Source organism: Micromonospora sp. CPCC 206060 (assembly GCF_036906895.1).
GTDB lineage: Bacteria > Actinomycetota > Actinomycetes > Mycobacteriales > Micromonosporaceae > Micromonospora.
In genome coordinates, this window is record NZ_JBAKHU010000050.1 from 23,062 (window position 1) to 47,989 (window position 24,928).

The window sequence follows — 24,928 nt, forward strand, 5'->3', positions numbered from 1 at the left end:
CCACCACGGATGCAGGTGCCGTGGCAGCGTGCGCTCGGCTCACCGAGGGGCCGGTCGCAGGGCGGTGTGCCCGCGATGACGGTTGATCCGAGCGTGGACGATCGGCTGCTTGAGGTCTTCGCCCGGGCAGTCGATCCGGACGACTACATGGAACTGCGCGACCTGTACCTGGGGCGGGTGGAGTCGGAGATCCCGCACGGGCACCGACCGGAGCTCGCGGAGCGCTGGCGCGCGTCGGAGGTACGGCGCAAGGTCGAGGCGGAGGATGTCCTCCGCTCCCGGGCGACAGTCCGGTTCGTCAAGGAGATGTTCAACTGGTACTTCCGTGACGACCTGTACGGGGAGCAGCGCGGCGAGGCCGAGATCATCCTGTCCAGCGGCGCCGTGGACGAGGAGGAGTGGGGGCTGCCCTGGGCGCTCAAGGACTGCATCCGGTACGCCCTCGACCGGGACCTGTACGGCTACTCCGACTCGCGGGGGCGCGAGCCGGCCCGGGACGCGGTCGCCGCGTACGAGAACGCGCTCATTCCGGGTGAGCCGTACGCGCGGGCGAACGTGGCGTTGACGCTGGGCGCGACACAGGCCATCAACTGCCTGGCGGACTTCGTTCTCAGCGGCGCACCGGCTGGCGACCCGGCACTGTGTGCCATTCCGAACTATCCGCCGTTGGTGGAGTCCGTCGCCCGGCGCAGCAGCACCCGGTTGGTGCCGCTGACGGCGGTCGACGGCCGGCCCTGCTCGCTCGATCCACTCATCGAGGCGCTCACCCCGCAGACGCCCCTGGTCCTGTTGCAGACCGCGGCGAATCCGACCGGCGCCGTCGTCTGCGAGTCGGATCTGGAGCAGCTCATCACAGCGGCTGATCCGAGTACGGTCATCGTCCTGGACGAGTGTCACGAGTGGCTCGGTCCCGAGGTGAGGCGTACGCCGCTGCGCGGTGCGCCGAACGTGGTCCGGGTCAGCAGCCTCTCGAAGCACTGGTCCGCACCGGGAATCAAGGTGGGATGGCTGCTGGCGAGCGCCGACTTCATCGACGGGTACTACGAGTACGCGTCGACGACGTTCGGCGGGCCTGCCTCGTTCTTCTTCACCATTGTCGAGGTGCTGGCCCGAATGGAGCGGTGGCGGGTCGAGAGGATCACGGAACTGGACCGGGCGCACTGCGACGAGTTCGAGGCGGCCTACGGGCTGGACGTGACCCGCCTGCAGTTGGCGTACGACTCGTATCTGCTGGAACGGAGGGCGCGTGAGGAGGAACTGATCCACATCCGGGACCGGGCCATCGAGGGGTTGACTATGCCCGGAGTACGCGTGCTGCCGGCACGCTACTCCATCAACCTGGCACTGAACTTCGTCGACAGCAACGACTCCTATCGCTGCTTCCGTGAGGTCCTCCACCACACCGGCGTCTCGGTCTTCCCCGGTCTGTTGACGTTCTGCCTGTCCGGCGGCATCGTCCGGGTCACCTCCGCCCAGCGATGGACGGAGCTGGCCGCAGCGATCGAGCGTCTGGGTGCGTACGGTGCGGCGGTGGCGCGGTGACGGCGCCGGCAGGGCGTCCGGCGCTGTTCGAGGCGGGGGGCCGACGCAGGGTGGTGCTGGGCGTCGTCCACCTGGCGCCACTGCCAGGTACCCCCTTCCACCGGCCGGGTTCCTTTCCGCAACTACTCGACGACGCCGTGGAGTACGCGGCGGCGTTGGCGGCCGGTGGCGCCGACGGTTGTCTCGTGCAGAGCGCCGACCGGGTGTACAGCCCGGGGGAGCAGACCGATCCGGCGCGGGTGGCCGCCATGGGGCTGATCGTGCGGGCGGTGGTGGCGGCGGTCCCCTCGCACTTCCTGGTCGGTGCCCAGCTCATGCGCAACGCGGTCCGTGCCTCACTGGCTGTCGCGAAGGTGGCCGGGGGCTCCTTCGTCCGGGCGACCGCGATGGTGGGTGCCACGATGAGTACCCACGGACTGGTACAACCGGACCCGCTGGCGGTGGCCGAGTACCGGCAGAAGATCGACGCCTGGGATGTCGGCGTCGTCGCCGACATCGACTCGATGCACTTCCAGTGGTTGGGTGGGGCGCCGCTGGGGGATGTCGCACGCGCTGCTCAGCTCGTCGCGGTCGACGCGGTATGTCTGGGCCACCGGGACGAGGCGGTGACCCTGGACAAGATCGAGCAGGTGCGACGGGCGGCTCCTGACCTGCCCGTGCTCCTTGCCGGCCACACGAACCACGGGAACGCCGCCCGGCTTCTCGCCCGGGCCGACGGTGCGTTCGTCAGCACCTGTCTCAACTGTGACGGCTGGGCGGGTAAGGCCGACGTCGAGCGGGTCAGGGCCTACATGGACGTGGTTCGGTCCAGTTGCCCGTAGTCGCCCCGGACGCCGTCGCGGGAACGCTGCGGCGATGAGAACAGGAGAACACCGTCGTGTCACTTGAGCCGGATGTCGTTCTCAGACAGGTGCGTGCGCTGCCGGCCGACCTGCGTACGCTGCTTCCAGCAATCGAGGCGCAGGTGCGGGAGGTGTTGCCGTCCGGCGAACCGGCCGTGCGGAACGTCTACCTGACCGGCGTGGGCGATTCCTACCACGCCGGCAGGGCGGCTGAACTGGCGTTTGTCAGGCTGGCCGGTGTGCGGTGCCGGCCGGTGGGCGCGCAGCGGTTCGCGCTGTACAGCGAGCCGGAGCAGATGACAGCCGCGGATCTGGTGATCGGCGTGTCGGCATCCGGCGGTACGGAGCGGGTGGTCGAGGCCCTGGCCCGGGCGCGCTCTGCGGGCTGCCGCACGCTCGCTGTCACGGGCCGACCCGACAGCGCGGTGGACCGGGTGGCGCACGCGGGGATCACGGCGCAGTTGCCGGACGACGAACGCTCGCCGGGTATCCGGACCTACCAGGCCAGCCTGCTGGGACTCCTGTCGACGGCCCTCCGGCTGGCCGAACTCGGCGGGGCGGGGGAGCAGGAGACGGCCCGCGCCCGCGATGAGCTGTGGGCTGCGACGGATGTGCTGGCGGCCACCAACGAGGCCCTGTCGACGGATGCTGCGGCCGGGGTCGGCGAGCTGTCTGCGGGTGTCACCGCGGTGGTGGGTTCCGGGCCGAGTCACGGTACCGCCCAGTTCGCGGCGGCGAAGCTGGTGGAGACCGCCGGAGTTCCCGCTTTCGCCCAGGATCTTGAGGAATGGTGGCACGTCGAGCGGTTCATCCGTCCGGTCGACAACCCACTGGTGGTGGTCGCCCCGCCGGGCCGGTCGCGGCAGCGTGCCGAGGCACTGGCGGCCCGGGCCGCCGGTATCGGCCGCCGGGTCATCACCGTGCAGGATCGGGACGACGTGTCGTTGGCACGGCATTCCCGGGTGGTCCTCGCGGTGCAGGGACAGGTGCGTGAGGAGTTCTCGCCGGTCGTGTACCACTGCTTTGCCAGCTTTTTGGCCGCCGGCCTGGCCCAGCGCCTCGACCGGAGGCCGTTCCTGACTGATCTGCCGGGCGGCAGCCCGGCCGTTGCCCCAGCGCCCGTCCCGGCGGTGGGTGCCCTATCCGAAGAGGTGAACCGGTGACTCCCGAGTCGTACAGCCAGTTGACCGACCCACGGACCGCGGCGGTACGGCGGAGCGTGCGGTGCGGCCGGCATGCCGAGATCAGCACGGCCGTCGCTGCGGCACGCAGCGGCGCGACCCGGTGGGCCGCCCTGACACCGAAGGAACGCGCGATACGGCTCACCAGGCTGGCTGACCTGGTCGAACAACACGAGGAGGCGTTTCTCGTCGCGGAGCGGGCGGGGACGGGCAAGCCAACGGCCGAGGCGGCGCAGGAGTTCGCGCTGAGCGTGGAACTGATTCGCTACTACGCGTGGGCCGTGCGGACCGCGACGGGCCCGGCGGCCGGCCAGTTCGTCGCCGGCCACGAGAGTTGGGTGCGGTGGGAGCCGCTCGGCGTCGTGGCGGCGATCGTACCGTGGAACTACCCCCTGTTGATGCTGGCCTGGCGCTGTGCACCTGCCCTGGCCGCCGGCAACGCGGTGGTCGCCAAGCCCGCCGAGACGACCCCGGATTCTGCGGAACTGCTGGCCGGGTACGCCGCCGAGATACTCGGCGCCGACGTGCTGCACGTGGTGACCGGCGACCGGGACACCGGCCGACTGCTCGTGGAGAGTGCCGTCGACGCGGTCGCCTTCACCGGCAGCCTGGCCGGCGGGGCGGATGTCGCCCGGCGGGCTGGGGTCCGTCGGGTCAGTCTCGAACTCGGCGGTAACGCCCCAGCTGTCGTACTACCGGACGCACCTCGGGAGACCTACGCGGAACTCGCGGCCGCTGCCACCTACAACGCGGGACAGAGCTGCGCCGCACCGGCCCGGGTCATCACCCTCTGGGAGAACTACGAGGAGGTGGTGCGAGGGCTGGCCGAGGCGATGGCCCAGCGGAGAGCCGGCCGCGACTTCGGTCCGCTCAACAATGCCGATCAGGCCGACCGGTACGACCGCATCCTCAAGCAGTCACACGGACGGGTGGTGGACCCGGCCGACCCGGTCATCGCGTCCGGCGAGGAGACGGGATTCTGGCGTCCCGCCGTGGTGCTCGCCGATGTCCCCGGCGACGACCCGGCGGTCGTGGAGGAGGTCTTCGCACCGGTGCTGACCGTGCAGCCCGCCACCGACCTGACCGAGGCGGTGCGGCTGGCCAACAGCCAACCGCAGGCCTTGGCGGCCAGTGTCTGGAGCACCGGACTGGACAGCGCGCTGGATGTCGCCCGAGACCTGAACGCGGGTGAGGCCTGGGTCAACTGTCACCTGGTACAGACCGCCGAGCTGCCGCACGGCGGGCGGGGCGCATCGGGGCACGGCACGGACCTCAGTACGTTGGCACTGCACGAGTACCAGCGCCCCAAGACGATCACCGTTCGGCTGGGGCAACGTTGACGGCCGCCATGGTCGGGTCGGTGACGACGCATCCGGCCTGGCAGCGGCTGGAGGCACCCGGGCGGGTGGTGGTCCGCTGGCCCAGCTGCCATGAACTGGCGGCGCTCCTCTGCGCCTGCCTCGACCGGGGCCTGGTCGCCGTACCGCTGCACCCCCGGGCCACGGATGACGAGGTGGCCGATGTGGTGGACCGGACGGCAGCGTCCCTGATCGTGGACGGACCTCCGGCGGCGCCCCGGGTCCGGGCCGTGCCGGGGGAACCACAACATCCGGCGGCGGCAGGATTGGCCTTCATCATGTTCACTTCCGGCTCGACCGGTCGTCCCAAAGGCGTCATGTTGGGCCGCGAGGCGGTGGAGGGCAACGCGGCGAAGGTCGCCGCCCTGCACGGCTTCTCGCCAGCGCGCCCGCATGGCACCTGCCTGCCGCTCTATCATGTCAACGCCCTGATGATGTCGCTGTTGGGCACCCGGCTGACCGCTGCGCAGCTCGTCCTGTGCGAGCGCTTCGAGCCCACGGCCTACTTCGCCGGACTCGGCCGGGCCGGTGCCCGTACGGCCTCGATCGTGCCCGCCCTGTTGCAGGAGCTGGTTGAGCAGGGGCCCGCCTGGCCGGAGAGCCTTGAGTACCTGATCACCGCTGCGGCTCCACTGACCAGTGACCTGGCGGACCGCTTCTACCGGCTGTACGGCCCCCGGCTGCGGCAGGGGTACGGGCTGTCGGAGGCGGTGAACTTCAGCTTCGTGATGCCCACGCTGGACGCCGCCGACTTCCGCCAGCAGTACGTCGCGCATCCCCCACCGGTGGGACTGCCGTTGCCGGAGACCACGTTGCGGTTGGAGGACGGTGAGGTGTGGCTGCGTACCCCTGACCGGATGCGCGGCTACTGGCAGGACCCGGAGGCGACCATCGCGGCCGTGACCCCGGACGGCTGGCTGCGCACCGGAGATCTCGGTGAGCTGCGTGACGGTCTGCTGGTCCTCAACGGCAGACGCAGCGAGGTGATCAACCGGGGTGGCGAGAAGTACCACCCGCTGGAGGTCGAGCGGCACTGGCGGGCGGCTGGGCTGACCGGGTCGTTCGCCGCCGTGCCCGTGCCCAGTGAGCGGCTCGGTCAGGAATTCGGGCTGGTGCTGGCTGCCGACGACGGGCCCGACCTGGCCGGGCTCTGTCGGGACAGCCGGTTCCGTCCGGCGGTGGTGGCCACCGGTCAGTTCCTGGTCACCTCAACGGGCAAACCCCGGCGGCGTGCCATGGGAGAGCGGCTGGTCGCGGCTGGCGAGAGCGCGCAACGTTATGACGCCCTGCTCAGCTACGCCCGGCAGGCTGCCGAGGAGATAGTCGGGCATCCGGTCCGACCCCGTAACGCGCGCGCGAGCCGGATCCACGCTCATGCGTTGGCCACGGTCGCGGCAGTGCCGGAGACGCGCCCCGGTGCCGGTCCCCGCAGCGCCGCACACGACGCCCTGGACGCCCTGGTGGAGCACTGGCCGGCGCTGGCTGACGGCTCGTGCACGGGCCAGGATGTCATGCGGACGTGTCCGGGGCTGTGGCGCAGGCTGATGACGGAATGGCCGATGGGTAGTTACGCGGCGCTGGCCGCCGATACGCTGGCCGCCGCTGGCGTCCTCGGTGGGCGGGTTCTGGAGGTCGGTAGCGGGGTCGGTAACACCACCGGCCGGATTGCTCCCCTGGTGACCGGCGAACTGGTCTGGTCGGACGGTGCCCCGGAACTGGTGGAGCGAGGTTCCTGGCCGGGGCGCGGGGTGGTCTTCGACTTCGATCGGCCACCGCCGGCGGACCTCGGCACCTTCGACACGATCTTCGGTACGAACGCGGTGCACTGCGCTGCGGACAAGCTCGCGACGCTGCGGTGGCTACGCGGCCTGCTGGCGGGCGGTGGTCGACTCTTCCTGTCCGAGGGTGCCAATCCGACCACCGCGACGGGTACACCGTGGGCGTTGGACTTCCTGTTCTGCGCTTTCGACGGCTGGTGGGACCGGGGCGGGTTCCGTACCCGGGCGGAGTGGCTCGACCTGCTGCGCCGCGCCGGGTTCGGAAACCCGGGATTCAGCATGTTGCGGTCCGGCCGCCACGACCTCGGGGGAGTCATCTGGGCAGCGGTCGAATGACGTGTCAGCCAGTCATCAGGTAACCGGTGGATAGAGCGGAGAGACGACGATGACGGTGCAGAACTGGACCTGGGAACGTGCCACCGATGTCGATGAGGTGCACGATCTGTTGTGTGCCTCGGACACCCATGTCACCGGCCGGTACGGCTCTCCCGTACCGGTCCGGCGCCGGGAGTCGACCGACCGCCTCGTCTCGGCCGGAGAGGTACGCCTGCTCCGCCGGAACGGGCGTGCGGCGGCGACGTTCACCCTGACGACGCGAGCGCCCTTCTCCCCGGCCTGGGAACGCGAGATCTACCCGCCCGCGCGCCGAGCGGTCTACCTGATGAGGCTCTCGGTCCGGCCCGATCTCCAGACGGACGGTTCCCTCATCGGTCTCAGATGCGTCCGCAAGGCGATCGAGGTCGCTGCCGACACCGGGGCGGACGTACTGAGGTCCGAGACCAACCCGGACCTCACCGCGACGCTGCAGATGCTGTTCACCGTGGGTTTCACCCAGTACGGGCCGATCCTGTCCGACGAAGGCGACCGGCGTAGGCGGATCTACCTACAGAAGGATCTCCACCCGTGAGGAGCGGGCGGGCATCAGGTGAGGATCTCGAAGCGGTCACCGTCGACCGTCAGCACCTGACCGTCACGCAGGGCGACGAACGGTACGTGGCTGTCGAGCAACTGCTCTGCGAAACGCTCGACGAGATCGGCCTCCGGGTGGTCCGATCGGTAGTGCGGCACGAAGGCGAAGGGCAGCAGGCCGAGGCCCTCCCAGATCACCTCGGCCGGGTATCCCGCTGGAACGTCGTGCGGATCGTCGACGGTCTCGCAACCGCGCAGCGACGGTGCCGCCACCGCAGCGGCGGCACTGAACCCGCCGTAGACGATGGAACGCTCGTCGAGCAGTGGACGGATGGCGCCGTCGAAACCGCTTATCCGCATGATGCGCCGGAGCGCGAAGACGTTGCCGCCCCGTACCCACACGAGGCCGTAGCGGCTCAGCACATCGGCAAGGGCGCCCGCACGCGCCCGCTCGTGCGCATACTGCCGGAGGTCGAGTTCCTCGGCGCGGAAGCCGAGTGTCTCCAGCGATTCGATCTCCTGCCGCAGCCGCAGGTCACGGCCGGCGGCGTCCAACCCGTCACAGGCGTTCAGCACGACGGCGGCCGGTTTCGCCGTACCCGCCATCTGCCGAAGGCGTTCCGGCTGATTGCCGAGCCGGAACGATGACAGGTAGAGCTTCATTGATCTGATCACCGGGCCCGGTCGGCGCCTGGAAGGGCGCGCTGTGCTGCTTCGAAGAAGGATCGGAGCGCGGCGCGGTCCACCTTGCCGTTTCTGGTCAGGGGCAACGAGTCGACCAGGACGACGTGCCGCGGGATCATCGTATCAGGCAGGACCGTGCGGGCATGGTCCCTGAGCGCGTCGTCCAGCGTAATGCCCTGACCGTCCAGGCAGGACTGCACGAACGCCGTGAGCTCACCGGTCGGGCCCTGCTCGACCGCCACGTCGGCCACGCCGGGGTGGGTCAACAGCGCACTCTCGATCTCGGCCGGCTCGACCCGGACACCGCGGACCTTCACCTGACGGTCGATCCTGCCGACAAACCACAGGTCGCCGTCGTCGTCACGGCGGACCAGGTCGCCGGTGCGGTACCAGCGTCCGGGACTTCCGTCGACGCTGACAAAACGTCGGCGGGTCGTCGCCTCGTCGGCCCAGTACGCCCGGGCCAGACAGGCTCCTCCGATCAGCAGTTCCCCCACGTCGCCCCGGGTGGGGCAGCCGGTGTCCGGGTCGGCGACGAGTAACCGGGCGGAGGGGACCGGCCGGCCGATCGGTGCGGGGCCCGCCGCCGTCGTGGACGGCACGTCGGCGTACGTGGTGACGACGGTCGCCTCGGTGGGGCCGTAGTGGTTCACGAAGCGACGCAGCTCGTGTGGCCCGGCCACCCGAAGTTGGTCGCCGCCGGTGAGTAGGCAACGAAGTTGCCGCAGGTCGGTTCCGTACCGCAGGTAGGCCTCGGCCAACGGGGTCGGTAGGAAGGAGATGTCGATCTTCTCGGTGACGTACCAACTGGACAGTTCGAACGGCGAGAGACGCGCTGAGTCCGGCGCGAAGTGCACGGAGGCTCCTGCCGACAGGTACGGCCAGGTCTCCCAGACGAAGGCGTCGAATCCCGGTGAGGCTACGGAGGATGCGCGGGTACGGACATCCACGTCGTACTCCGTGAGGTGCCAGTCGACCAGTAGCCGCAGCGAACGGTGCCCCACCAGCACGCCCCTGGGGGGCCCGCTCGACCCCGAGGTGTAGATGATGTAGGCGTCCGCGCCCTGCACAGGCCCGGCCCCCGGGGCCTCCATGTCCGGCTCCGACGAGGGCCGTAGCACCGGGAGGTCGAGGGCCGACCCGTCAGTCGTGTCGGAGAGAACCGCCACCGCGCCGGCATCGCGTAGCATCGTGCGGATCCGCGCCGGTGGTTGGGCGGCGTCGACGAGTACCGGCACCTGGCCGCCGAGCCAGCAGCCGAGGGTCGACACCAGAGGAGCCGCGCCGCGACGGTCCACGACGGCAACCGTCACGCCCCGGCCCGCCCCCAGGCGCGCCAACGCGGTCTGGATTCCGGTGGCCCGTCGTAGCAACTGTCCGTAGGTCAACGCCCCGGCATCGTCGACGATCGCGGTGCGGCCCGGCGTCGTGACCGCCCAGTGCCGCACCGCCGACGGGACGTCGGAGAAGGCGCTACGCGGTGATGTCACGGCGCCTGGCTGGGGTCGGGCCCGACCTCGTGGCAGGCCGCCGCGAGGGCGGACAGCCGGGCGTCCTTGCCGAACTGCACCGCCGGCAGGGCGAGCCGGTGGCTGGTCCGGAGTGCGCCGATGACATGCAGGATGAGCAACGAATGCCCACCGACGGCGAAGAAGTCGTCGTCCGGTCTGACCGAGTCGAGTTGGAGTACGTCGCGGACGACCTGTGTCACCGCGTCGAGCGACCGCTGCTCCGCAGCGGGTACGCGCCCTGTCATGACCATCCCTTTCGTAGTTTTCTGCCGACGATCCGCCGGGCGTTCCGGCAAGGGGCACCCAGGGACGACCCGGCGGGGTCGTCCCTGGGTCACGTCGATCAGTTGGTGGCTTCGGCGCGCAGCAGTGGAACGACCCGTTCGGCGAACATCTCGACCGTCCGCCAGTCGACCGGCGGTCGTGCACCCAGCAGGAAGTCCCGGACACCCAGTCGCAGGTACGGCCGCAGGGTGGCGAAACATTCCTCGGGGGTGCCGAAGCACAGATACTCGCTCCGCAACTCCGGGTCCGCGCCCAGTCGGTCCAGTTGGCTCTCGGCGCGCCGCACGGCGCGGGGACCCGTGTCGTCCAGCACCACCCGGAACGTGATCGACTTGCGGACGTCCGCCGGGTCCCGGCCCACCTCGTCACAGTGGCGTGCCAGCACGTCGAGCTTGTGCCGGTAGTGGTCCGGTGTGCCGGGCAGCGCGTTCCAGATGTCCGCGTACCTGGCGACGATGCGCAGCGATCTGCGTTCGCCCTCACCCCCCACGACCAGCGGCAGATGGCGCTGAATCGGCTTGGGCTCCAGGTGCGCGTCGGTGAGCTGGTAGTGCCGGCCGACGAACGTCGTCGATTCGTCGCTCCACAACCGCCGGATGATCTGGCAGGACTCGTCCAGCATCTCCAGGCGGGTCGGGGCCGGGGGAAACGCGATGCCGTACTCGGCGTACGCCATGTCACTGCCGCCGGCGCCCACACCCAGTTCGAGGCGACCGTGCGAGATCTGGTCGATGGTCGCGGCGATGGTCGCGGTGACCGCCGGGTTCCGCCAGGTCACCGGTGAGACCAGCAGGGCACAACGCACCCGCGACGTACGAGCGGCAAGTGCTCCGAGCAGTGTGGGACCGTCCAGGCACGGCCCCTTCGGCCCACCGAGCGGAGGCCGGTAGTGATCGAAGACGGACACCCAGTCGTAGCCGAGTTCCTCGGCCGTGGTCCAGATTCGGAGTGACTCGTCGAAGGTGCTGACCTGTTGGCCGGAATGGATGCCGAAGCGTACCGAGTTCCCGTGCACTTGCATAGACCAACTCCATCCCCCGTGGGTCGTGCACCGCTTCCGACAATGTATCTGCTCGCGGCCGTCCCCCGGGGACCGGGAATGTCGTCTAGCATGGCTCCAACGTGATGGATACGGGGGGCTCATTGAGGATCAGCCGCGCAGCGGTTGGCGAAACTGCAGCTTCGGGTTCGGCGGGTGCCGTGCAGGTCGACGAGTACCTTCTGGACACGGGTCGGGATCTGGCCATCGCTGTTTGGACCTATGGTGCGACATTGGTCCAGGTAATCGTGCCGGACCGGTACGGCAACCCGGACAATGTCGTACTACGCCTGCCGGATCTGTCGGCCTACGAGGACCGGTCACGGAACCCTTATGTCGGCTGCACCGTCGGACGGTACTGCCGATCGGTGGCAGATGGCCGGTTCCGGCTCGACGGAGTCGAACACCACCTGCACCGTAACGACGGCCGGCACCATGTTCACGGCGGTCCGGAGGGCTTCGACCGGAGGGTCTGGGCTGCAGAGGCCGGGCGGGACGGTGACGACCTGGTCCTGCACCTGAGACTGGACAGCCCGGATGGGGACCAAGGCTATCCGGGTGCGGTGACGGTGCAGGCCACCTATCGGGTTGACGGCTCCGGCCGACTGAGTTTCGAGTACCGGGCCGAGACCACCGCCAGCACCATCGTTTCCCTCACCAACCACGCCTTCTGGAACCTGTCGGCAGGCGGCGTGGTCGACGGGCACGTCCTGGCGCTCAACGCCGCCCGGGTGCTGCGGTTCGACGCCGAGCTCATGCCGGTTGCGGGTCCACCTGCCGACGTCGTGGAGGCCGGTCTCGACTTCCGTCGGCCACGGACGATCGGCGCAACGAAGCTGGACAACCTTTTCGTGCCGGAGAGCGGCGACTGGGCGGCTGAGCTCGCCGATCCGGTCAGTGGGCGGTGTATGCGCGTCGTCACCGACCAGCCCGGCCTCGGCGTCTACTCGGGCGACGGATACGTCCAGCCCCGGGCCGGCATCTGTCTGGAGGCCGGTGGATGGCCGAACTCGCCCAACCGGCCGGACTTCCCGTCCGACCGACTGGATCCGGGCGAGGTCCACATCCACCGGACCACCCACCAGTTCTCGGTGGGGCACACAGGTGCCATGACGGCCGGAGCTCCGGGACCGCAGGTGAGGGGATGACACCGGTGCCCGATATCACGGCCGTCGTCACCGAGGCATGGTGTGCGGTCCTCGAGATCGACGACGTATCGCCGGAGGACAATTTCTTCGTTCTCGGGGGAAACTCGCTTGCGGTCGCCATGCTCATTCATCGGGTGCAGGAGACACTCGGCATCGAACTGGCCATGGATGACGTTCTGCTGGACGGTAGGTTGGCCTCGGTGATCGGCAGGTGCGAAGTGCTCCACGAAGCGCTTCCCGGTCAGCTTCGATAATTTGCGGACATAAATGCGCAACCGGATCTGGTCATGCTGTGCAGCGTTGATCTCTACCGGCCGGCCCCGGGTACGGGAGCGGCCAACGCGGACCTGGGGGGAGTGCCGTGTCGGAGGTGACGGTCCGGCTCTGTCCGGACGAGAACGCATTTCTCCGCTGGGCCGACCAGTGGACACCTGGGCAGCCGTTCCCGCTGCTTACCGGTCCGGAGGTGCAGCGGTACCAGGCGCTGTTCGGTAAGGCGGGGCTCCCGGCGGTGCCCGGGGAGGTCCGCGCCGGGGTGGTCGTCTCGACGGGCGACACGGTCAGCCGCGCCGCCGGTCACCTGCTCGCGTCGGCGACCAGACGTGACCACCTGCACGTCGCCCCGGCCGACGTGCTCGCCGAGCTGGGACGACGTGTCGGCGAATTCGTGGCGCTGGTTGGCGCCGCCGACGACCTGTACGGGCTCGGTGAGTGGCCCGGGGCCACGGGAGCCAGGGTCGGCCTGGTCGTCGCCCGGACGCCGAGCGCCCTCATCTGTCTGGTCTACCGCAGCCTGACCGCACATGCTGTCGGTGACGACCGGGTCTTCGTGGTGTCCCACCCGCTGATTCCGGGCGCCGAGACCGCCGACGCGACCAGCCTGGCGGAGCTCGAACCGGTACGCCGCCGCCGCGTGAAGCTGTTGACGCTGCACGCCTGGGGTAGGGAATGCAGCTCCAGCCTGCTTGACTCGGTCATCTGCGGGCGCTCGGACCCGCTCAACGTCGCGCCGGTGGAGGTGGCACCCGGCCAACGGCGGACATCGTGCCTGCGTGGCGAGGGCTGTTTCCGGACGGACATCCCCGAGGACGCGCGGGTGCCGGCTACCGAGATGAACGCCACCCTGGTGTTCACGCACAGTTGCCGCTCGGCGGACGCCGGCACGAACGTCTTTCCCACCCGGATCTCGCTCACCCTCGGCCTGTTGGAAGGTACGGCCGTGGCCGTCATTGGTGTGCTGGGCATGCACCAGGAGCAGGGCAGTGAGCAGTGGACCCTCGAAGCGGCCCTCGCCGACCAGGTGCCACTGGGCGAGGTCGTGCACCGGCTCAGTACGCGGAGCTTCCCACTCCAGGGCGAGCTGACCCGGTTCGGGCTCTTCGGCGACCCCGGGCAGATCCTGCGGTGGCGGCCGGACTTCCCGGGCTCGGTCACCACCCGGCCCCGGATGGACGAGCAGGCGGTCGCAACGTTGCGTCACCTACAGAGTGTCGTCCTTCCCCGGCTGGAGCACCTGCGCTGGTTCAGCTACCAGCCGCTCGACGAGGCGGGCCTGAGCGCGGTGCGACAGGAGATCCGCCGGCTCGCCGTGAACCTGCTGGACCCCGCCTTCGCCCGGGACACCCAAGCCGTCGCCGAACAGGTTGCCGACCTGCAACATCATGCCGTGCATCGGATGACCGAGCACATCTACTCGCACGGCTGGGAGTTCATGGACCACGGGCTGCCTGGCCTGCGCGAGGTGGCCACCGAGCCAAGGACCTGTCCGCACTGCCGGCGGGACATCGCCGTACGGGTCAGCATGCGTCACTACGTCGACGACAGCCTGCACGTGCAGACGGTGCAGTGCAGACGGTGCGGTGACATCTGGTGGTCCACCGAGGTCGGCCACCCGAGCCTGCACATGCGTGGTGCGGTGGAGTTCGACATGTCCCGCGCCCAGCCGGGCCACATCGAGCGGGAGGTCATCAACGGCAGCGGGCGCGTGGTGCGTGGAGCGGTCGGTTTCGGATTCAGCAACCGGAAGATATTCGGCCTTCCCCCGGGACAGGTGGCGGCGTGCACGCTGGGTTCGGGCGAATCCCGGCTGTTCCGCTTCCGCATCGACGCGACCGACCACCGGGCCCTGGCGGAGATGCACACCACGGTGTTCGTCGCGTTGCTCGATGGCATCCACATCGCCTCGGTGGGAATGATGCGTCTCGAATGACCGTCGGCGATGGGTCGGCACCGGTACTCGGTCGGCTGTGAACGGACGGCGTCGTGTCGAGCGCGGCGCGGACAGACGGGGAACCATGCATTCATCACTGATCTTCGCTCTCGAAGGACACGCGCAGCGACAGCCGAAGGCGCCGGCTCTGCTCTGGCGTGGGCGGGAGATCTCGTACGGGCAGCTACTCGACTCGGCTCGGCAGGCGTGCGCCCAGGTCACCGCGCTCGGTGCCGCGGCGCGCAGTCCGGTGGGGCTACCGGCGACCAAGTCGCCGTGGACCATCGCAGTCGCGCTCGGCTGCCTGATGAGCGGGCGGGCAGTCCTCTTCGCCGCCGTCGACCTGCCGAGCGCCACTGCGCGCGCGGTGTACGAGCAGGCGGGCTGCGGGCTGGTGCTCGCCACCCAGCCCGGCGTGGCGACGGACGTGGTGACGCACCTCGTCGAGCATGATCCCGGCGTACCCAGAACGACCCGTACCTGTCCGCCGCCGCGGCCCGACGACGTCGCGTTTCTGCTGACCACCTCAGGCTCCACCGGCGTGCCGAAGGTCGTCCCGATCAGCGTCGGTGCGATCGACCGGTTCGTTGACTGGGCGGACGGTTACTTCGAGTTCGGGTCCGGCCAGGTCGTGCTCAGCTATGCGCCACTCAACTTCGACCTGAGCCTGCTGGACGTGTGGACCACGCTGGCGCTCGGTGGATGCGTAGTGCTCGTCGACCCCGAGCGCTCGACCGACGGGCGGTATCTGGGCGATCTCATCGCGGCGCACCGGGTTTCCCTGATGCAGGCGGTGCCGATGATGTACCAGCTCGTGGTGGACGCCACAGCGGACACCGGCCGGCAGTTGCCCGAGGTCCGGCACGCCGCGTTCTCCGGGGACCACCTGCCGGCCGGCTGCCTCGTGGAGCTATCGCGATTGCTGCCGAACGCACGGCTGCACAACATCTACGGCTGCACCGAGACGAACGACAGCTTCGTCTACGAGGTGTCCGATCCGGCGACGACGCCCGTACCGATGCCGCTCGGTGAACCGCTGCCAGGTGTCGAGTTCCATCTGGTCGGTCCGGACGGTCGGGTTCTCGTGGGTGCCGGCGTAGGCGAGCTCAACGTGCACACTCCCTTTTTGACCAGCGGATATGTCGATGATGCCCGCAACGCGGAGCGCTTCGTCCCCCATCCGGCCGGGGCCGACGACCGGACGTACTTCCGCAGCGGCGACCTGGTCCGGCGGCACGAGGACGGTACGTGCACCCTTGAAGGGCGGGTCGACCACCAGATCAAGGTCCGGGGCGTTCAGGTGAACACCCAGCAGGTCGAGCAGGTTCTGCTGGCACACGAGGAGGTATACGAGGCGGCGGTGCTGGTCGAGGTCGATCCGGTAGGGGGTCGTCGGCTGCACGCGGTCGTGCGGCTACCCGACGGCTGTCGGGTCAACTCGCTCGATCTGCGGCGCCACTGCATCGCGCACCTGCCCCGGGCGGCGGTGCCCACCACCCTGGAGATAGTGACCGAGTCCCTGCCCCGCACGTCCTCCGGCAAGGTCGACCGGACCAGGCTGGCGGAGCGGGCCCGGCCTACGGACGCCCTGGCGGTGGAGCAGGGTGAGCTGGCCATGCTCCGCCGGTTCATCATCGAGGAGTTCGCCCCGGACCTCACGGCGGACCAGCTCACCGCCGACCATGACCTGATCAGCGACGGGTTGCTCGACAGCATCGGCATGCTGAAGGTTGTCGCGTGGCTGGGCCGGACGTTCGGGGTCGACATCGAGCAGTTCGACTTCACGCCGGAGCGCTTCCGGTCGCTCAACGCGATCCTGAGCATGACACCTGCCGTCGGGGAATCCGGCCGCCCAAGTTGAGCCGCCGTGGCAGCCGCCGCCGAACGCCGAGGAGATGAGTGTCGTGGCCCCTGTGTGCTGGCGGGTCGTCCGGGAGGGCGTGGAGAGGGACGCTGTCCTGGCGGTCGATTTCGGGCCGGGTAGGGCGGGCGCCGGCTTCGACAGTCTGGCCGACCATCTGCCGCCGGGCGCCTGGGTCCTCGAAACCGTTCCTCCGCCGCCGCAGGTCCGCAGCGGCCCGGGGCCGGACGCGCACGACCATGTTCGCGGACTCCTGGCGGACGTCGGTCAGCAGCGCCTGACGGTGGTGGGTGTTCTCGGCTACTGCACCGGTGCCGGTACCGCCCGGTTGCTCGCAGCACGGGTGCCCGGGTCCGCGCCGGCCCCGCTCGTGCTGTTCGATCCGGAGGACGTCGATGCTGGCACGCTGCGGGCGGAGCTGGAACAGGCCGTCAGTTCGCTGTCCAAGGGCGTGACCCCCGACGAGCTGGCGCAGATCCGGACAGGCATCGACCGGCTCGATCCCCTGGAGCTTGGGGGACATCCGGGGGTCGCCCTTGCGCATGCGCTCCACCAGGAGTACCACCAGGTGGTCCACGCGGTGTTCACACGCATGGAGATGCCTGCGGTGCTCGCAGGGAAGTTGGCAGCCCGGTTCGACAGCTACCTTACGTACCTGCTGCTCTCCGCTGCCGCCGCAGGTAGCGGTGACGGCCGGCCTGCGGACCTGACGGTGCTGTCCCGGGGGATCGAGCCACCGCCCGGAACGGTTGGTGACACCGTCCAGTTCGACGTCGAGCGCGGTGCGATGCTGGCATTACCGGAGGTCGCCGGGCTCGTAGCGCGGACCCTGCGCCGGTCACCGGTCACACCGGCTGCCCCGAAGGGTCGCTGAGCAGGGGCGTCATCGACCGCGTCGTGCCCGTACGGGAGCCGCCGACGGCGCGGGTACACGTACGAAGCGGAACGGGGCGACGGAACTCTCCATCCGGAGGTCGACATGGTCGGCGTCGACCCCTTCCACCACCAACGGGCTCTGGCCGGTTGCGGCCTGCCCCGGGGGCCAGTCGACGGCGAGGGTACCCGAACGCGCGCACACTGCGGCGGACAGCGAGGCGTACCTGAACGTCGCCTGTCCGGAACTGTCGTCCACGAACGTCACCCGACCGAATCCGGGGTGCTCGTAGTCGCCCCGGAGCCGTTGCCAGATATCGGGCTCGGGCCTCGTCCCGGCGATGGTGCCGGTCGGGGCCACCGGTCGGGGCCCGCGTTCCGGTACGACGAATGGCCGCCTGTCGAGCAGAGCGTCGACCAGCCCGAAGGCGACGGCGCATCGGAAGCAGCATGGTTGTCCGGTTGGCACATGCGGGTCGTCGACGTTGCAGAAAACGCCCACACCGACCCGTTCGGCCGGTAGGAGTACGACCAGTCCACGCATCCCGGAAGCGGTCCCGCTGTGCACGAGCAACCGGCGCGTGTGCCGGGACGCCTCCAGCCAGCCGAGCGCGTACCCCTGTGGTACGACATCGGCCGCGTGCGGGGAGGCGAACCGGGGAACCTTGATCCGGGACTGCCGGATCCGGTCGAGATGTTCGGCACCGAGTAGTCTCCCCCGGTCCGGGGTGCAGCCGGTGAGGAAGAAGCGGATCAGCGCCGCCATGTCGGAGCCACTGAGCCAAAGGCCGTCGATCGGCTCGGCGAGCGCGGACGCGGTGCCGATGGGCTGGGACAGGAAGGCGCCCGCCTCGGCGCCCCAGATCGCGGGACGGGCCGCATCACCGGGGGCGGGTGCGCGGCCCAGGTAGGCGTCCTTTGCAGCCACGTCGGTCAACAGCGCCGAGAGCATGCTCCGCCACCCCTGGCCGCCCAACTCGCTGGCCAGGTGACAGGCCAGCAGGTAGCTGAGTTCGGAGTGGACGTACCGGGTACCCGGTCCCCAGCGTGCTGTCAGGTGCCGCAGACGATGGGCAGCGATGTCGGCGATCGACACGGCGTCCGCGTCGAGCAGGATCGTGTACGTCGGGATGCCGGAGGAGTGTGACATCAGGTCGCCCAGGCTGCACCCCCGGTCCGGGGGCCCGGCCGGCATCGCCCCGACGAGGTGCGGGGCGTCCCACGACGTGACACCTTCGCGGACGAGCCGGGCCACCGTGGCGGCGCCGACGCACCTGCTCAGGCAGCCCATCGGGTAGACGGTGTGCGCGCTCGTCGGCGGGGAGCCGGCGCCGCCCCGGTGACCCCGGGGCAGGACCCACGTATCGTCATCGCGGACCACGACGACCGTCGCCCCGGCGATGCGCCACTGCGCCATCGCCACGTCGACGGCCGCTACCACATCCTCCGTCCGCACCTCAACCACCGACAGCCACCGAGACGGGAACGGTCCCGGGCCTGCCGAGGCGGGGTAGACCCTGGTCCCCGAACATGCGTAGCGTCGTTCGCCCGAGGGCGAAACCGGCTTCCCGTGCCATGTACACCCATCCCGTCGAAGGTCCGTCGCGTTGCGGTCAGTGGGGCCTGACGGCGGATTCAGTCGTCCCCGCCGGGAACAGGCCGCCAGCCCATCGCGCGTAGCTCCGCCACGCGGCGCCGCAGGAAGTCGGCCGCGGTGCAACCCTCAGCCAGGATCACTGCCGAAGCGGGATGCAGGAACAGTGGTAAAGACATTCGCGAGCCCCGGTGGAGGGCGTCGTCGTAGTTGACCACCCGGTGTTCCGTGGCGGGATAGTGCTGCCGGGTCGCGAGTTCCAGCATCTCGCCGCCGTTGATGATGATCGCGCCCGAGTCGCACGGTACGTCGTGCCACTCACCGCGTACGTCGCGCACCTGCAGGCCCGGCCCGGTCGGTGACGGGAGCACGGTGAGCAGGTTGAGATCGGTGTGGGCGAGTGCCCGGATCGGGTTCGGTCGTTCGTCCGGCGGGATCGGCAGATAGTGCTGCACCCGCAGGGTCGACCCGGTCGAGCCGGTGAGCATGGCCGCCAGCGGTACCGGCAGGTGCGCGACGGCGGGCCGGGGCGTGGTCGTGTCGAGCCAGCCCAGCAGCCGTACCGCGAGCGCGGCAGCCTGTTCGTAGTAGTCTTGGGCAGCGGAGGAGAGCTCGTTCGGGTACCGGCCGTCCGGCCGGATCTGGAAGTACTCCTTGATGTCGCGTCCCGCCGCGCGGTCCTCGGGCAGACTTGGGAAGTAGCCGTCCTGGGAACCGCCGGTTGCCCGGTAGGAGTGCTTCGCGCCGCTACCGAAGAAGTCGAGCCACTCGTCGTAGACGCGCCGGATGAGGGCGCCGTCGATGCCGTGGTTGACCAGAACCGCGAAACCGGTGTCGTGCATCGACCGGCTGAACGCGACGGCCGCACCATCGCTCGATGTATCTACCAGCCCGATCTCCATCTTGGCTCTCCGTCCATTCGCGGGTGTCTCGTTCGGTGGCTGGACGCTCGTCCATCGGCGCACGACCGCAAAAGCGGATCCGGGCCCCGGTCGATGTCGAATTGCTTGCTCCGCCGCGCAGGTCAACGTCACGGCCTGCCTGCCCGACGGTCAGTCCCCTGCCCCGGTCGGTGCATCGGTCGGACTCATACCGGCAGGCTCTGTGTCAGCGTGGGGAAGTAGTCCTCACGGGTGCCCTCGCGGTGGATGTCCCAGGTGGCGCAGTGCAGCGATCCGCCGAACTCGAACACGTTACGGAACGGGACCGTGTAGACCTCGAATCCGAGCCTGTCGAGCATGTCCTGCAGCGGTGTCTCCCGTTGCTCCACGACCACCTTCTCCGGTGAAATGCTGAAGACGTTCATCGACAGCCACTTCGACGACTGGCAGTACTGCGGCATTTCGTCATTGGAGAGGACCGGCGGTGGTGCGTCCACCAGCTCCCAGTCGTTGTCGAGGAACATCTTCGCCTCGGACGACTCGATCGGCCTGTCCGGGTTCGTCAGGACGAGGCCGGGCCGGAGTGGGACGAAGGTGCAGTCGATGTGTGATGGGAAGTAGTCGAGCGGGAAGTGAACCGGGTGTATGCGGAACCCGTGCGGCTCCAGATGTCGTTTGAGCCATCGGATCCCGGCCCGGTTCGTGGTCATCGACTCCTGGACCATGATGTCGCGGCCGAAGCGGCTCATATCAGCGGCGTCGAACACGACCTCGTCCTGGGTGACGCAGAACTCGGACGAGTGCATCCGGGCGTGCCGCTGCTCGATCGGCCAGTCCCAGAAGTCCGACCGGTACATGGCGTCGGACATCGAAGGCTTCGGCGCGGTGGTCCACCTCACCCGGTCGTCGGCATTCCAGTACCGGTACACGATGTCGCGGTATGCCTGATACTCGAAGTAGCGGGCCCGTCGAGACATCGGCGCCTCGATGATCTCGTTCCCGATGGTAATCATCACGTCGCGCGGACAGGTCGCGCAGTACTGGTTCTCCACGGAGAAGGTTGGCGTCTCAAGTCTCTGCCCGAAATTCATCGGTGCCGGCCGGTGTACTGTTACGCCTTGCGACTGCAACAGCGCGGCGAGGCCCGCGAGTTCTTCGTCGGCCTTCTCGGTCGCCTCTGACGGCTTCGGACCTGTCGGAAATGGTGTTCCTGATGCCGATCCACGCCGCTGTGGACGGTTTCCCGGCTCTGTCGGTTCGAAGCAGGCGCCTGTTGCGGAGCCGACGACGACCTCGCGTAGCGGATCCCACTCGTTCCAGGAATTGACGACCGGGACATTGTCGTTCATCTCAGCTCCGTTGGGTTCGTGCGAGTCAAGACCGCCATAGATTGCGGCGTGTGTCGCCAGCCTTTGGCGACCGGACACGAGGCGCGTCGGCAGTTGGCTGACAACATGCCGCTGTCCGATGTGGAAGACGGTGGGCGCGGCACTGCGTCGGAGCTGACTATACGGTAGCCCTGCTGTTTGGTGGGGGCCACGCGAAGCGCCGGGAGCACGTATCCTGCCTTGGTCGACCACTGACTCAGGCGGAGGTGCGCGCAGGGCGAGCAGGAGGTGATCCCGAACTTTCGCTCGGCTACCAACAGTCGTCGGGGCCGGGTCCGATCCGTTATGCGCGGGTTACTGGCTACGACCGTGCTCACTATCTGCGGGACCCTCCGGTCGATAGTGGACGTGTATGCTTCGCGGCGCACCGAAGTGCTGTTCGGTCGCCTCGGCCGCAAGTCGGAGGCAATCGGTGCCCGAGCCGCGCCATTCTCGCGGAGTGCTGTGCCCATCGGGGTCCGCCTGGGTCGACAGGTGTTCGTGGAGCAACGTAGACGGGGGAAGCATGGATTTCGGCGAGAGGTTCGACCCAAACCGGCACATCAGCAACGTCCTGACCGGCCGGGAGGTCCGGCTACTCAGCTCCGACAAGTCGATCCTGCCGGGCATCGTGGGTGTTCCGGGATGTGCCGAGCTGATCGGTGGGGTCACCGAGATCGGTGTGGACCGCATCATTATGGAGAGCGGTGCCCGGTTTGAGCTGCACACCCACCCGGGCGCCCACATTCTGTACGTAATGAGGTCACGGGGATTCATTCACATCGACGGTGTCGACTACGAAATCGGTGCGGGTGATACCGTGTTCGTACCCGCAGACTATGCGCACGGCGTTAAGACGAACACCGCTGTCACCGAGCCCTTCGAACTGCTCGCCTTCGGGGTGCCACACATGCCGCTCGAATCTCCCGACCGGATGACGTTGGTGACCGACCCGGCCCGGGCGGCGTCACGGTCGGTATGAGACGTGGCGGCTGGTCACCACGTGGGGCGGTGAGCCCCGATCGACCGCCGGACGACGCTGCCGCACCGGGTGGCAACCCTGGGCCCGGCGGTTGTGGGCGTTACCCACCAGGCCCGTAGCTGCCGGGCCCTCTGATCAACGAACGATGTGGAGTTGCGGTTGAAGACGCCATCCGTCGGCGGCGGGCCGGCCATCGAGGCCGACAACCTCTGCCGGACGTACCGGACCAGGACCGGTTGGCTCCGCCCGCGACGGGGCGAGGTCACCGCGGTCCGGGGCGTGACGTTCGATGTCGGCCGCGGCGAACTCTTCGGTCTGCTCGGCCCGAACGGGGCCGGGAAGACCACCACGATCAAGATGCTGAACACCCTGCTGCTGCCCACCGCCGGCACGGCACGGGTACTCGGCCACGATGTGGTCGACGAGCCACGTGAGGTGCGGCGCCGAATCGGCTACGTCTTCGGCGGCGACCGGGGCCTTTACGACCGCCTCTGCGCCCTGGACAACCTGCGCTACTTCGCCGAGCTGTACGGCGTCGATCCGCGCGAGCGGAACCGACGCATCAGCGAACTCCTCGATCGGGTCGGGCTCTCCGGCCGGGAGAACGACCGGGTCGAAGGGTACTCGCGAGGCATGCGGCAGCGGTTGCACATCGCCCGAGGCCTGCTGCACGAGCCGGAGGTCCTGTTCCTCGACGAACCGTCCATCGGGGTGGACCCGGTCGCCGCCCGGGACCTGCGACGGATGGTGCAGGAGTTGACCTCGGACGGCACCACTGTGCTCCTGACGACGCACTACATGGCGGAGGCGGACGAACTGTGTGACCGGATCGCGGTGATCGCGGGTGGTGCCATCCAGGCACTCGGCACCCCCGCCGAGCTCAAGTCCCGGGTACAGGACCGTGAGATTCTGGAGGTGGAGACCACCGACGTCGACGAGGAACGGTTGCGTCAGATCCGCAAGCTCGACGGTGTTCGTGAGGTCAATGTGACGTTGCAGGAGCAGGGCCAGATGATCACCGTGCACATGGGCCGTGGTCGCGAGATCGCCGGTGCGGTTCTGGCCATGATGGACGATCGCCGACTCGGTCGGGTCACGACCCGCCACGCCACGCTCGAGGATGCCTACGTCGCGATCGTCGAGGACACCGACCGGGGCCCGATGTGACCCCGGGCAGGGCCGTCCGCCTCATCGTGGTGGGTGTGCGCACCCACGTCATGTACATGTCGCGGTCACCGATCGAGATCATGCTCGCGGTGGCCTCACCGCTGATCTACGCGACCCTGGCCTTCTACCTGTTCCGTGCTGCAGACCGCCCGGACCAGCTACTACAGGCATCGGTCGGCGCCGGTCTGATGGGGGTCTGGTCGTCGGTACTGTTCGGCTCGGGCGGTGCGGTGCAGAATCAGCGGGCGCTCGGCACGCTGGAGACCCTGATCTCCGCGCCGGTACCGCTGGTCCTGGTGTTGCTGCCGATCACGCTGTCGACCGCGATCGTCGGCACCTACGCCATGGCGGCCACCCTGCTGTGGGGCGTGATCCTGTTCGATGTACCGTTGTCCTTCGCCCATCCCGGGCTCTTCGTTCTCTCACTGCCTCTCTGCGTGCTCTCGATCGGGATGATGGGCCTGCTGCTCACGTCGACCTTCGTGCTGATGCGCAACGCGAACGCGGTGGCCAACTTCCTCGACTACCCGATCTGGCTGCTTTCCGGGATGCTCGTGCCGATCAGTGTCCTGCCGAGTTGGACCACTCCCTGGTCGGCGGTGCTCCCCACGACGTGGAGCGCCCGGTCCCTGCACCTGGCGACCGATGGTGCTCGGGAACTGTCCGACGTGCTGGTGCCGATGGGTCTCGGGATCCTCGTTGGCGGGTGCTATCTGGTCCTGTCGGTCTTCGCCCTGGCCTGGGTGGAGCGGAGAGCCCGCGCCGCTGCCACGCTTTCCCTGGTCTGAGGCGATGACATCATGAACGGAAACATCCTGAACACGGCCCGACTGGTGGTGTTCGGCGGGATCATCTCGTATCGGGCGCTCTTCAACTGGGCCTCGCCCTCGATGTTCCTCGGGACGTTGCTCTGCGCGCCACTGGTACAGATGCTTTTCTTCGTCTACCTGGGTCGCCAACTGAACGTCGCCGACGACCGCTTCTACGTGATCGGCAACGCCGTGCTGGCGGCGAGCATGTCGAGCCTCTACGGCGGCACCATGGCGATCGCGAACGAGCGTAGGTTCGGGACGCTGGGTGCGGTACTGCTGAGCACCCGTAGCCGGTTGGCGCTCTGGCTGGGGCGAGGTCTGCCGTACGTGCTCAACGGCCTGATCGTGGCGTCGTTCACGCTGACCGTGGGCGCGCTGCTGTTCGGCCTTGACCTGTCCACCCGGATGGTCCTTCTCTTGATCCCGGTCGTTCTGGTGGCCGCCTGCTCCTGCACCGCCTTCGGGCTGGTCCTGGGCGCGGTCGGCCTGCGCTTCCGGGACGTGATGTTGATCTCGAACATCACCTTCACGCTGATGCTCCTGCTCACCGGGGCCAACGTGCCACGGTCGGTGCTGCCCGCGTGGATGGTCGGCGTCGGCGACGTGCTGCCCCTGACCCACGCTGCGGAGGCGGCCCGACTCGTCACTGGCGCGGCCCCGACGGATCGGGTACTCGGCGCGATTGGTGCGGAGGCACTGGTGGGCCTCTGCCACACGGCGCTGGCCGTACTGCTGCTCCGGTACTTCGAGTACGCCAGTCGGCGCAGCGGTGCGCTGGACGTCATGTAGACCAACCTGCGCGTGGTCCACCCGGGCGTCGGCTACCGCCGGTGCCGCACCTTAGTGGTCCGCGCCGTAAGTTCTTCGGGGGTTGACTGGCCGGGGTTTGGGTGCAGTCGTGGTCA

22 protein-coding genes are annotated in these 24,928 nt (G+C 68.9%); 15 read left to right on the top strand and 7 right to left on the bottom strand.

Annotated elements, in window-relative coordinates; translation table 11 throughout:
• Positions 1-75 precede the first annotated feature (75 nt).
• From V6U90_RS24735 to V6U90_RS24760, 6 genes are read left to right on the top strand one after another with little or no spacing between them, the layout of a single operon-like run.
• Positions 76-1,542 carry a pyridoxal phosphate-dependent aminotransferase gene (locus V6U90_RS24735; RefSeq protein WP_334441224.1) on the top strand — a complete coding sequence of 489 codons (1,467 nt, stop codon included), beginning with the start codon at positions 76-78 and terminating at the stop codon, positions 1,540-1,542.
• Positions 1,539-2,363, top strand: coding sequence for a BtpA/SgcQ family protein (locus V6U90_RS24740; protein WP_334441227.1), 825 nt, complete (start codon positions 1,539-1,541; stop codon positions 2,361-2,363). Before V6U90_RS24735 ends, V6U90_RS24740 begins: the two co-directional genes overlap by 4 nt.
• Before the next feature lie 56 nt (positions 2,364-2,419).
• The gene (locus tag V6U90_RS24745) at positions 2,420-3,547 is read left to right on the top strand and encodes an SIS domain-containing protein (protein ID WP_334441230.1); all 1,128 of its coding nucleotides are present in this window, start codon (positions 2,420-2,422) and stop codon (positions 3,545-3,547) included.
• Positions 3,544-4,905, top strand: coding sequence for an aldehyde dehydrogenase family protein (locus V6U90_RS24750; protein ID WP_334441233.1), 1,362 nt, complete (start codon positions 3,544-3,546; stop codon positions 4,903-4,905). Before V6U90_RS24745 ends, V6U90_RS24750 begins: the two co-directional genes overlap by 4 nt.
• A gap of 20 nt (positions 4,906-4,925) precedes the next feature.
• Positions 4,926-7,037, top strand: a complete 2,112-nt coding sequence (locus V6U90_RS24755; protein WP_334441237.1) for an AMP-binding protein — start codon at positions 4,926-4,928, stop codon at positions 7,035-7,037.
• A 49-nt stretch (positions 7,038-7,086) separates the two neighbouring features.
• Positions 7,087-7,608 (top strand): hypothetical protein, encoded by a 522-nt coding sequence (locus tag V6U90_RS24760; RefSeq protein WP_334441240.1) that lies wholly within the window; start codon positions 7,087-7,089, stop codon positions 7,606-7,608.
• 14 nt (positions 7,609-7,622) lie between these two features.
• On the opposite strand, the gene V6U90_RS24765 is transcribed toward V6U90_RS24760, so the two are convergent.
• From V6U90_RS24765 to V6U90_RS24780, 4 genes are all read right to left on the bottom strand, one after another.
• Positions 7,623-8,273, bottom strand: coding sequence for a Type 1 glutamine amidotransferase-like domain-containing protein (locus V6U90_RS24765; protein WP_334441243.1), 651 nt, complete (start codon positions 8,271-8,273; stop codon positions 7,623-7,625).
• A gap of 8 nt (positions 8,274-8,281) precedes the next feature.
• Complete coding sequence (locus tag V6U90_RS24770) at positions 8,282-9,784, bottom strand: amino acid adenylation domain-containing protein (protein WP_334441245.1); 1,503 nt, start codon at positions 9,782-9,784, stop codon at positions 8,282-8,284.
• Complete coding sequence (locus V6U90_RS24775; protein WP_334441248.1) at positions 9,781-10,050, bottom strand: phosphopantetheine-binding protein; 270 nt, start codon at positions 10,048-10,050, stop codon at positions 9,781-9,783. The genes V6U90_RS24770 and V6U90_RS24775 overlap by 4 nt, the downstream gene beginning before the upstream one ends.
• Before the next feature lie 98 nt (positions 10,051-10,148).
• Positions 10,149-11,111: a TIGR03560 family F420-dependent LLM class oxidoreductase gene (locus tag V6U90_RS24780; protein WP_334441251.1), complete on the bottom strand. Its 963-nt coding sequence runs from the start codon at positions 11,109-11,111 to the stop codon at positions 10,149-10,151.
• A gap of 104 nt (positions 11,112-11,215) precedes the next feature.
• Here V6U90_RS24780 and V6U90_RS24785 point away from each other — a divergent pair, with 104 nt between their 5' ends.
• The 5 genes from V6U90_RS24785 to V6U90_RS24805 all read left to right on the top strand — a co-directional run bounded on the left by V6U90_RS24785 (position 11,216) and on the right by V6U90_RS24805 (position 17,221).
• Positions 11,216-12,277 carry an aldose epimerase family protein gene (locus tag V6U90_RS24785; RefSeq protein ID WP_334441275.1) on the top strand — a complete coding sequence of 354 codons (1,062 nt, stop codon included), beginning with the start codon at positions 11,216-11,218 and terminating at the stop codon, positions 12,275-12,277.
• Positions 12,274-12,531 carry a phosphopantetheine-binding protein gene (locus tag V6U90_RS24790; RefSeq protein ID WP_334441253.1) on the top strand — a complete coding sequence of 86 codons (258 nt, stop codon included), beginning with the start codon at positions 12,274-12,276 and terminating at the stop codon, positions 12,529-12,531. Before V6U90_RS24785 ends, V6U90_RS24790 begins: the two co-directional genes overlap by 4 nt.
• A 107-nt stretch (positions 12,532-12,638) precedes the next feature.
• The gene (locus tag V6U90_RS24795) at positions 12,639-14,486 is read left to right on the top strand and encodes a hypothetical protein (RefSeq protein ID WP_334441255.1); all 1,848 of its coding nucleotides are present in this window, start codon (positions 12,639-12,641) and stop codon (positions 14,484-14,486) included.
• Between the two features lie 85 nt (positions 14,487-14,571).
• A complete protein-coding gene (locus tag V6U90_RS24800) occupies positions 14,572-16,347 on the top strand; it encodes a non-ribosomal peptide synthetase (RefSeq protein WP_334441257.1) in 1,776 nt (591 codons plus the stop codon).
• A 43-nt stretch (positions 16,348-16,390) separates the two neighbouring features.
• Positions 16,391-17,221 carry a hypothetical protein gene (locus tag V6U90_RS24805; RefSeq protein WP_334441259.1) on the top strand — a complete coding sequence of 277 codons (831 nt, stop codon included), beginning with the start codon at positions 16,391-16,393 and terminating at the stop codon, positions 17,219-17,221.
• 9 nt (positions 17,222-17,230) lie between these two features.
• Here V6U90_RS24805 and V6U90_RS24810 read toward each other — a convergent pair whose 3' ends face one another.
• From V6U90_RS24810 to V6U90_RS24820, 3 genes are all read right to left on the bottom strand, one after another.
• Positions 17,231-18,676: a serine hydrolase domain-containing protein gene (locus V6U90_RS24810; protein WP_334441261.1), complete on the bottom strand. Its 1,446-nt coding sequence runs from the start codon at positions 18,674-18,676 to the stop codon at positions 17,231-17,233.
• Between the two features lie 179 nt (positions 18,677-18,855).
• Complete coding sequence (locus V6U90_RS24815) at positions 18,856-19,716, bottom strand: 2OG-Fe(II) oxygenase family protein (protein WP_334441263.1); 861 nt, start codon at positions 19,714-19,716, stop codon at positions 18,856-18,858.
• Between the two features lie 185 nt (positions 19,717-19,901).
• Complete coding sequence (locus tag V6U90_RS24820; RefSeq protein ID WP_334441265.1) at positions 19,902-21,044, bottom strand: serine/threonine protein kinase; 1,143 nt, start codon at positions 21,042-21,044, stop codon at positions 19,902-19,904.
• A gap of 451 nt (positions 21,045-21,495) precedes the next feature.
• Between V6U90_RS24820 and V6U90_RS24825 the strand changes: the two genes are divergently transcribed.
• The 4 genes from V6U90_RS24825 to V6U90_RS24840 all read left to right on the top strand — a co-directional run bounded on the left by V6U90_RS24825 (position 21,496) and on the right by V6U90_RS24840 (position 24,812).
• A complete protein-coding gene (locus V6U90_RS24825; RefSeq protein ID WP_334441267.1) occupies positions 21,496-22,044 on the top strand; it encodes a cupin domain-containing protein in 549 nt (182 codons plus the stop codon).
• 159 nt (positions 22,045-22,203) lie between these two features.
• Positions 22,204-23,211 carry an ABC transporter ATP-binding protein gene (locus tag V6U90_RS24830; protein ID WP_334441269.1) on the top strand — a complete coding sequence of 336 codons (1,008 nt, stop codon included), beginning with the start codon at positions 22,204-22,206 and terminating at the stop codon, positions 23,209-23,211.
• 35 nt (positions 23,212-23,246) lie between these two features.
• Complete coding sequence (locus V6U90_RS24835; protein WP_334441271.1) at positions 23,247-23,999, top strand: ABC transporter permease; 753 nt, start codon at positions 23,247-23,249, stop codon at positions 23,997-23,999.
• Positions 24,000-24,011: 12 nt separating this feature from the next.
• Positions 24,012-24,812: an ABC transporter permease gene (locus tag V6U90_RS24840; RefSeq protein ID WP_334441273.1), complete on the top strand. Its 801-nt coding sequence runs from the start codon at positions 24,012-24,014 to the stop codon at positions 24,810-24,812.
• Positions 24,813-24,928 lie beyond the last annotated feature (116 nt).

Excerpts from the sequence above, each read along its gene's own strand:
- V6U90_RS24735 (WP_334441224.1), top strand. The coding sequence starts at position 76 with ATGACGGTTGATCCGAGCGTGGACGATCGGCTGCTTGAGGTCTTCGCC.
- V6U90_RS24760 (WP_334441240.1), top strand. The coding sequence starts at position 7,087 with ATGACGGTGCAGAACTGGACCTGGGAACGTGCCACCGATGTCGATGAG.
- V6U90_RS24765 (WP_334441243.1), bottom strand. The coding sequence starts at position 8,273 with ATGAAGCTCTACCTGTCATCGTTCCGGCTCGGCAATCAGCCGGAACGC.
- V6U90_RS24775 (WP_334441248.1), bottom strand. The coding sequence starts at position 10,050 with ATGACAGGGCGCGTACCCGCTGCGGAGCAGCGGTCGCTCGACGCGGTG.
- V6U90_RS24780 (WP_334441251.1), bottom strand. The coding sequence starts at position 11,111 with ATGCAAGTGCACGGGAACTCGGTACGCTTCGGCATCCATTCCGGCCAA.
- V6U90_RS24785 (WP_334441275.1), top strand. The coding sequence starts at position 11,216 with ATGGATACGGGGGGCTCATTGAGGATCAGCCGCGCAGCGGTTGGCGAA.
- V6U90_RS24790 (WP_334441253.1), top strand. The coding sequence starts at position 12,274 with ATGACACCGGTGCCCGATATCACGGCCGTCGTCACCGAGGCATGGTGT.
- V6U90_RS24800 (WP_334441257.1), top strand. The coding sequence starts at position 14,572 with ATGCATTCATCACTGATCTTCGCTCTCGAAGGACACGCGCAGCGACAG.
- V6U90_RS24815 (WP_334441263.1), bottom strand. The coding sequence starts at position 19,716 with ATGGAGATCGGGCTGGTAGATACATCGAGCGATGGTGCGGCCGTCGCG.
- V6U90_RS24820 (WP_334441265.1), bottom strand. The coding sequence starts at position 21,044 with ATGAACGACAATGTCCCGGTCGTCAATTCCTGGAACGAGTGGGATCCG.
- V6U90_RS24840 (WP_334441273.1), top strand. The coding sequence starts at position 24,012 with ATGAACGGAAACATCCTGAACACGGCCCGACTGGTGGTGTTCGGCGGG.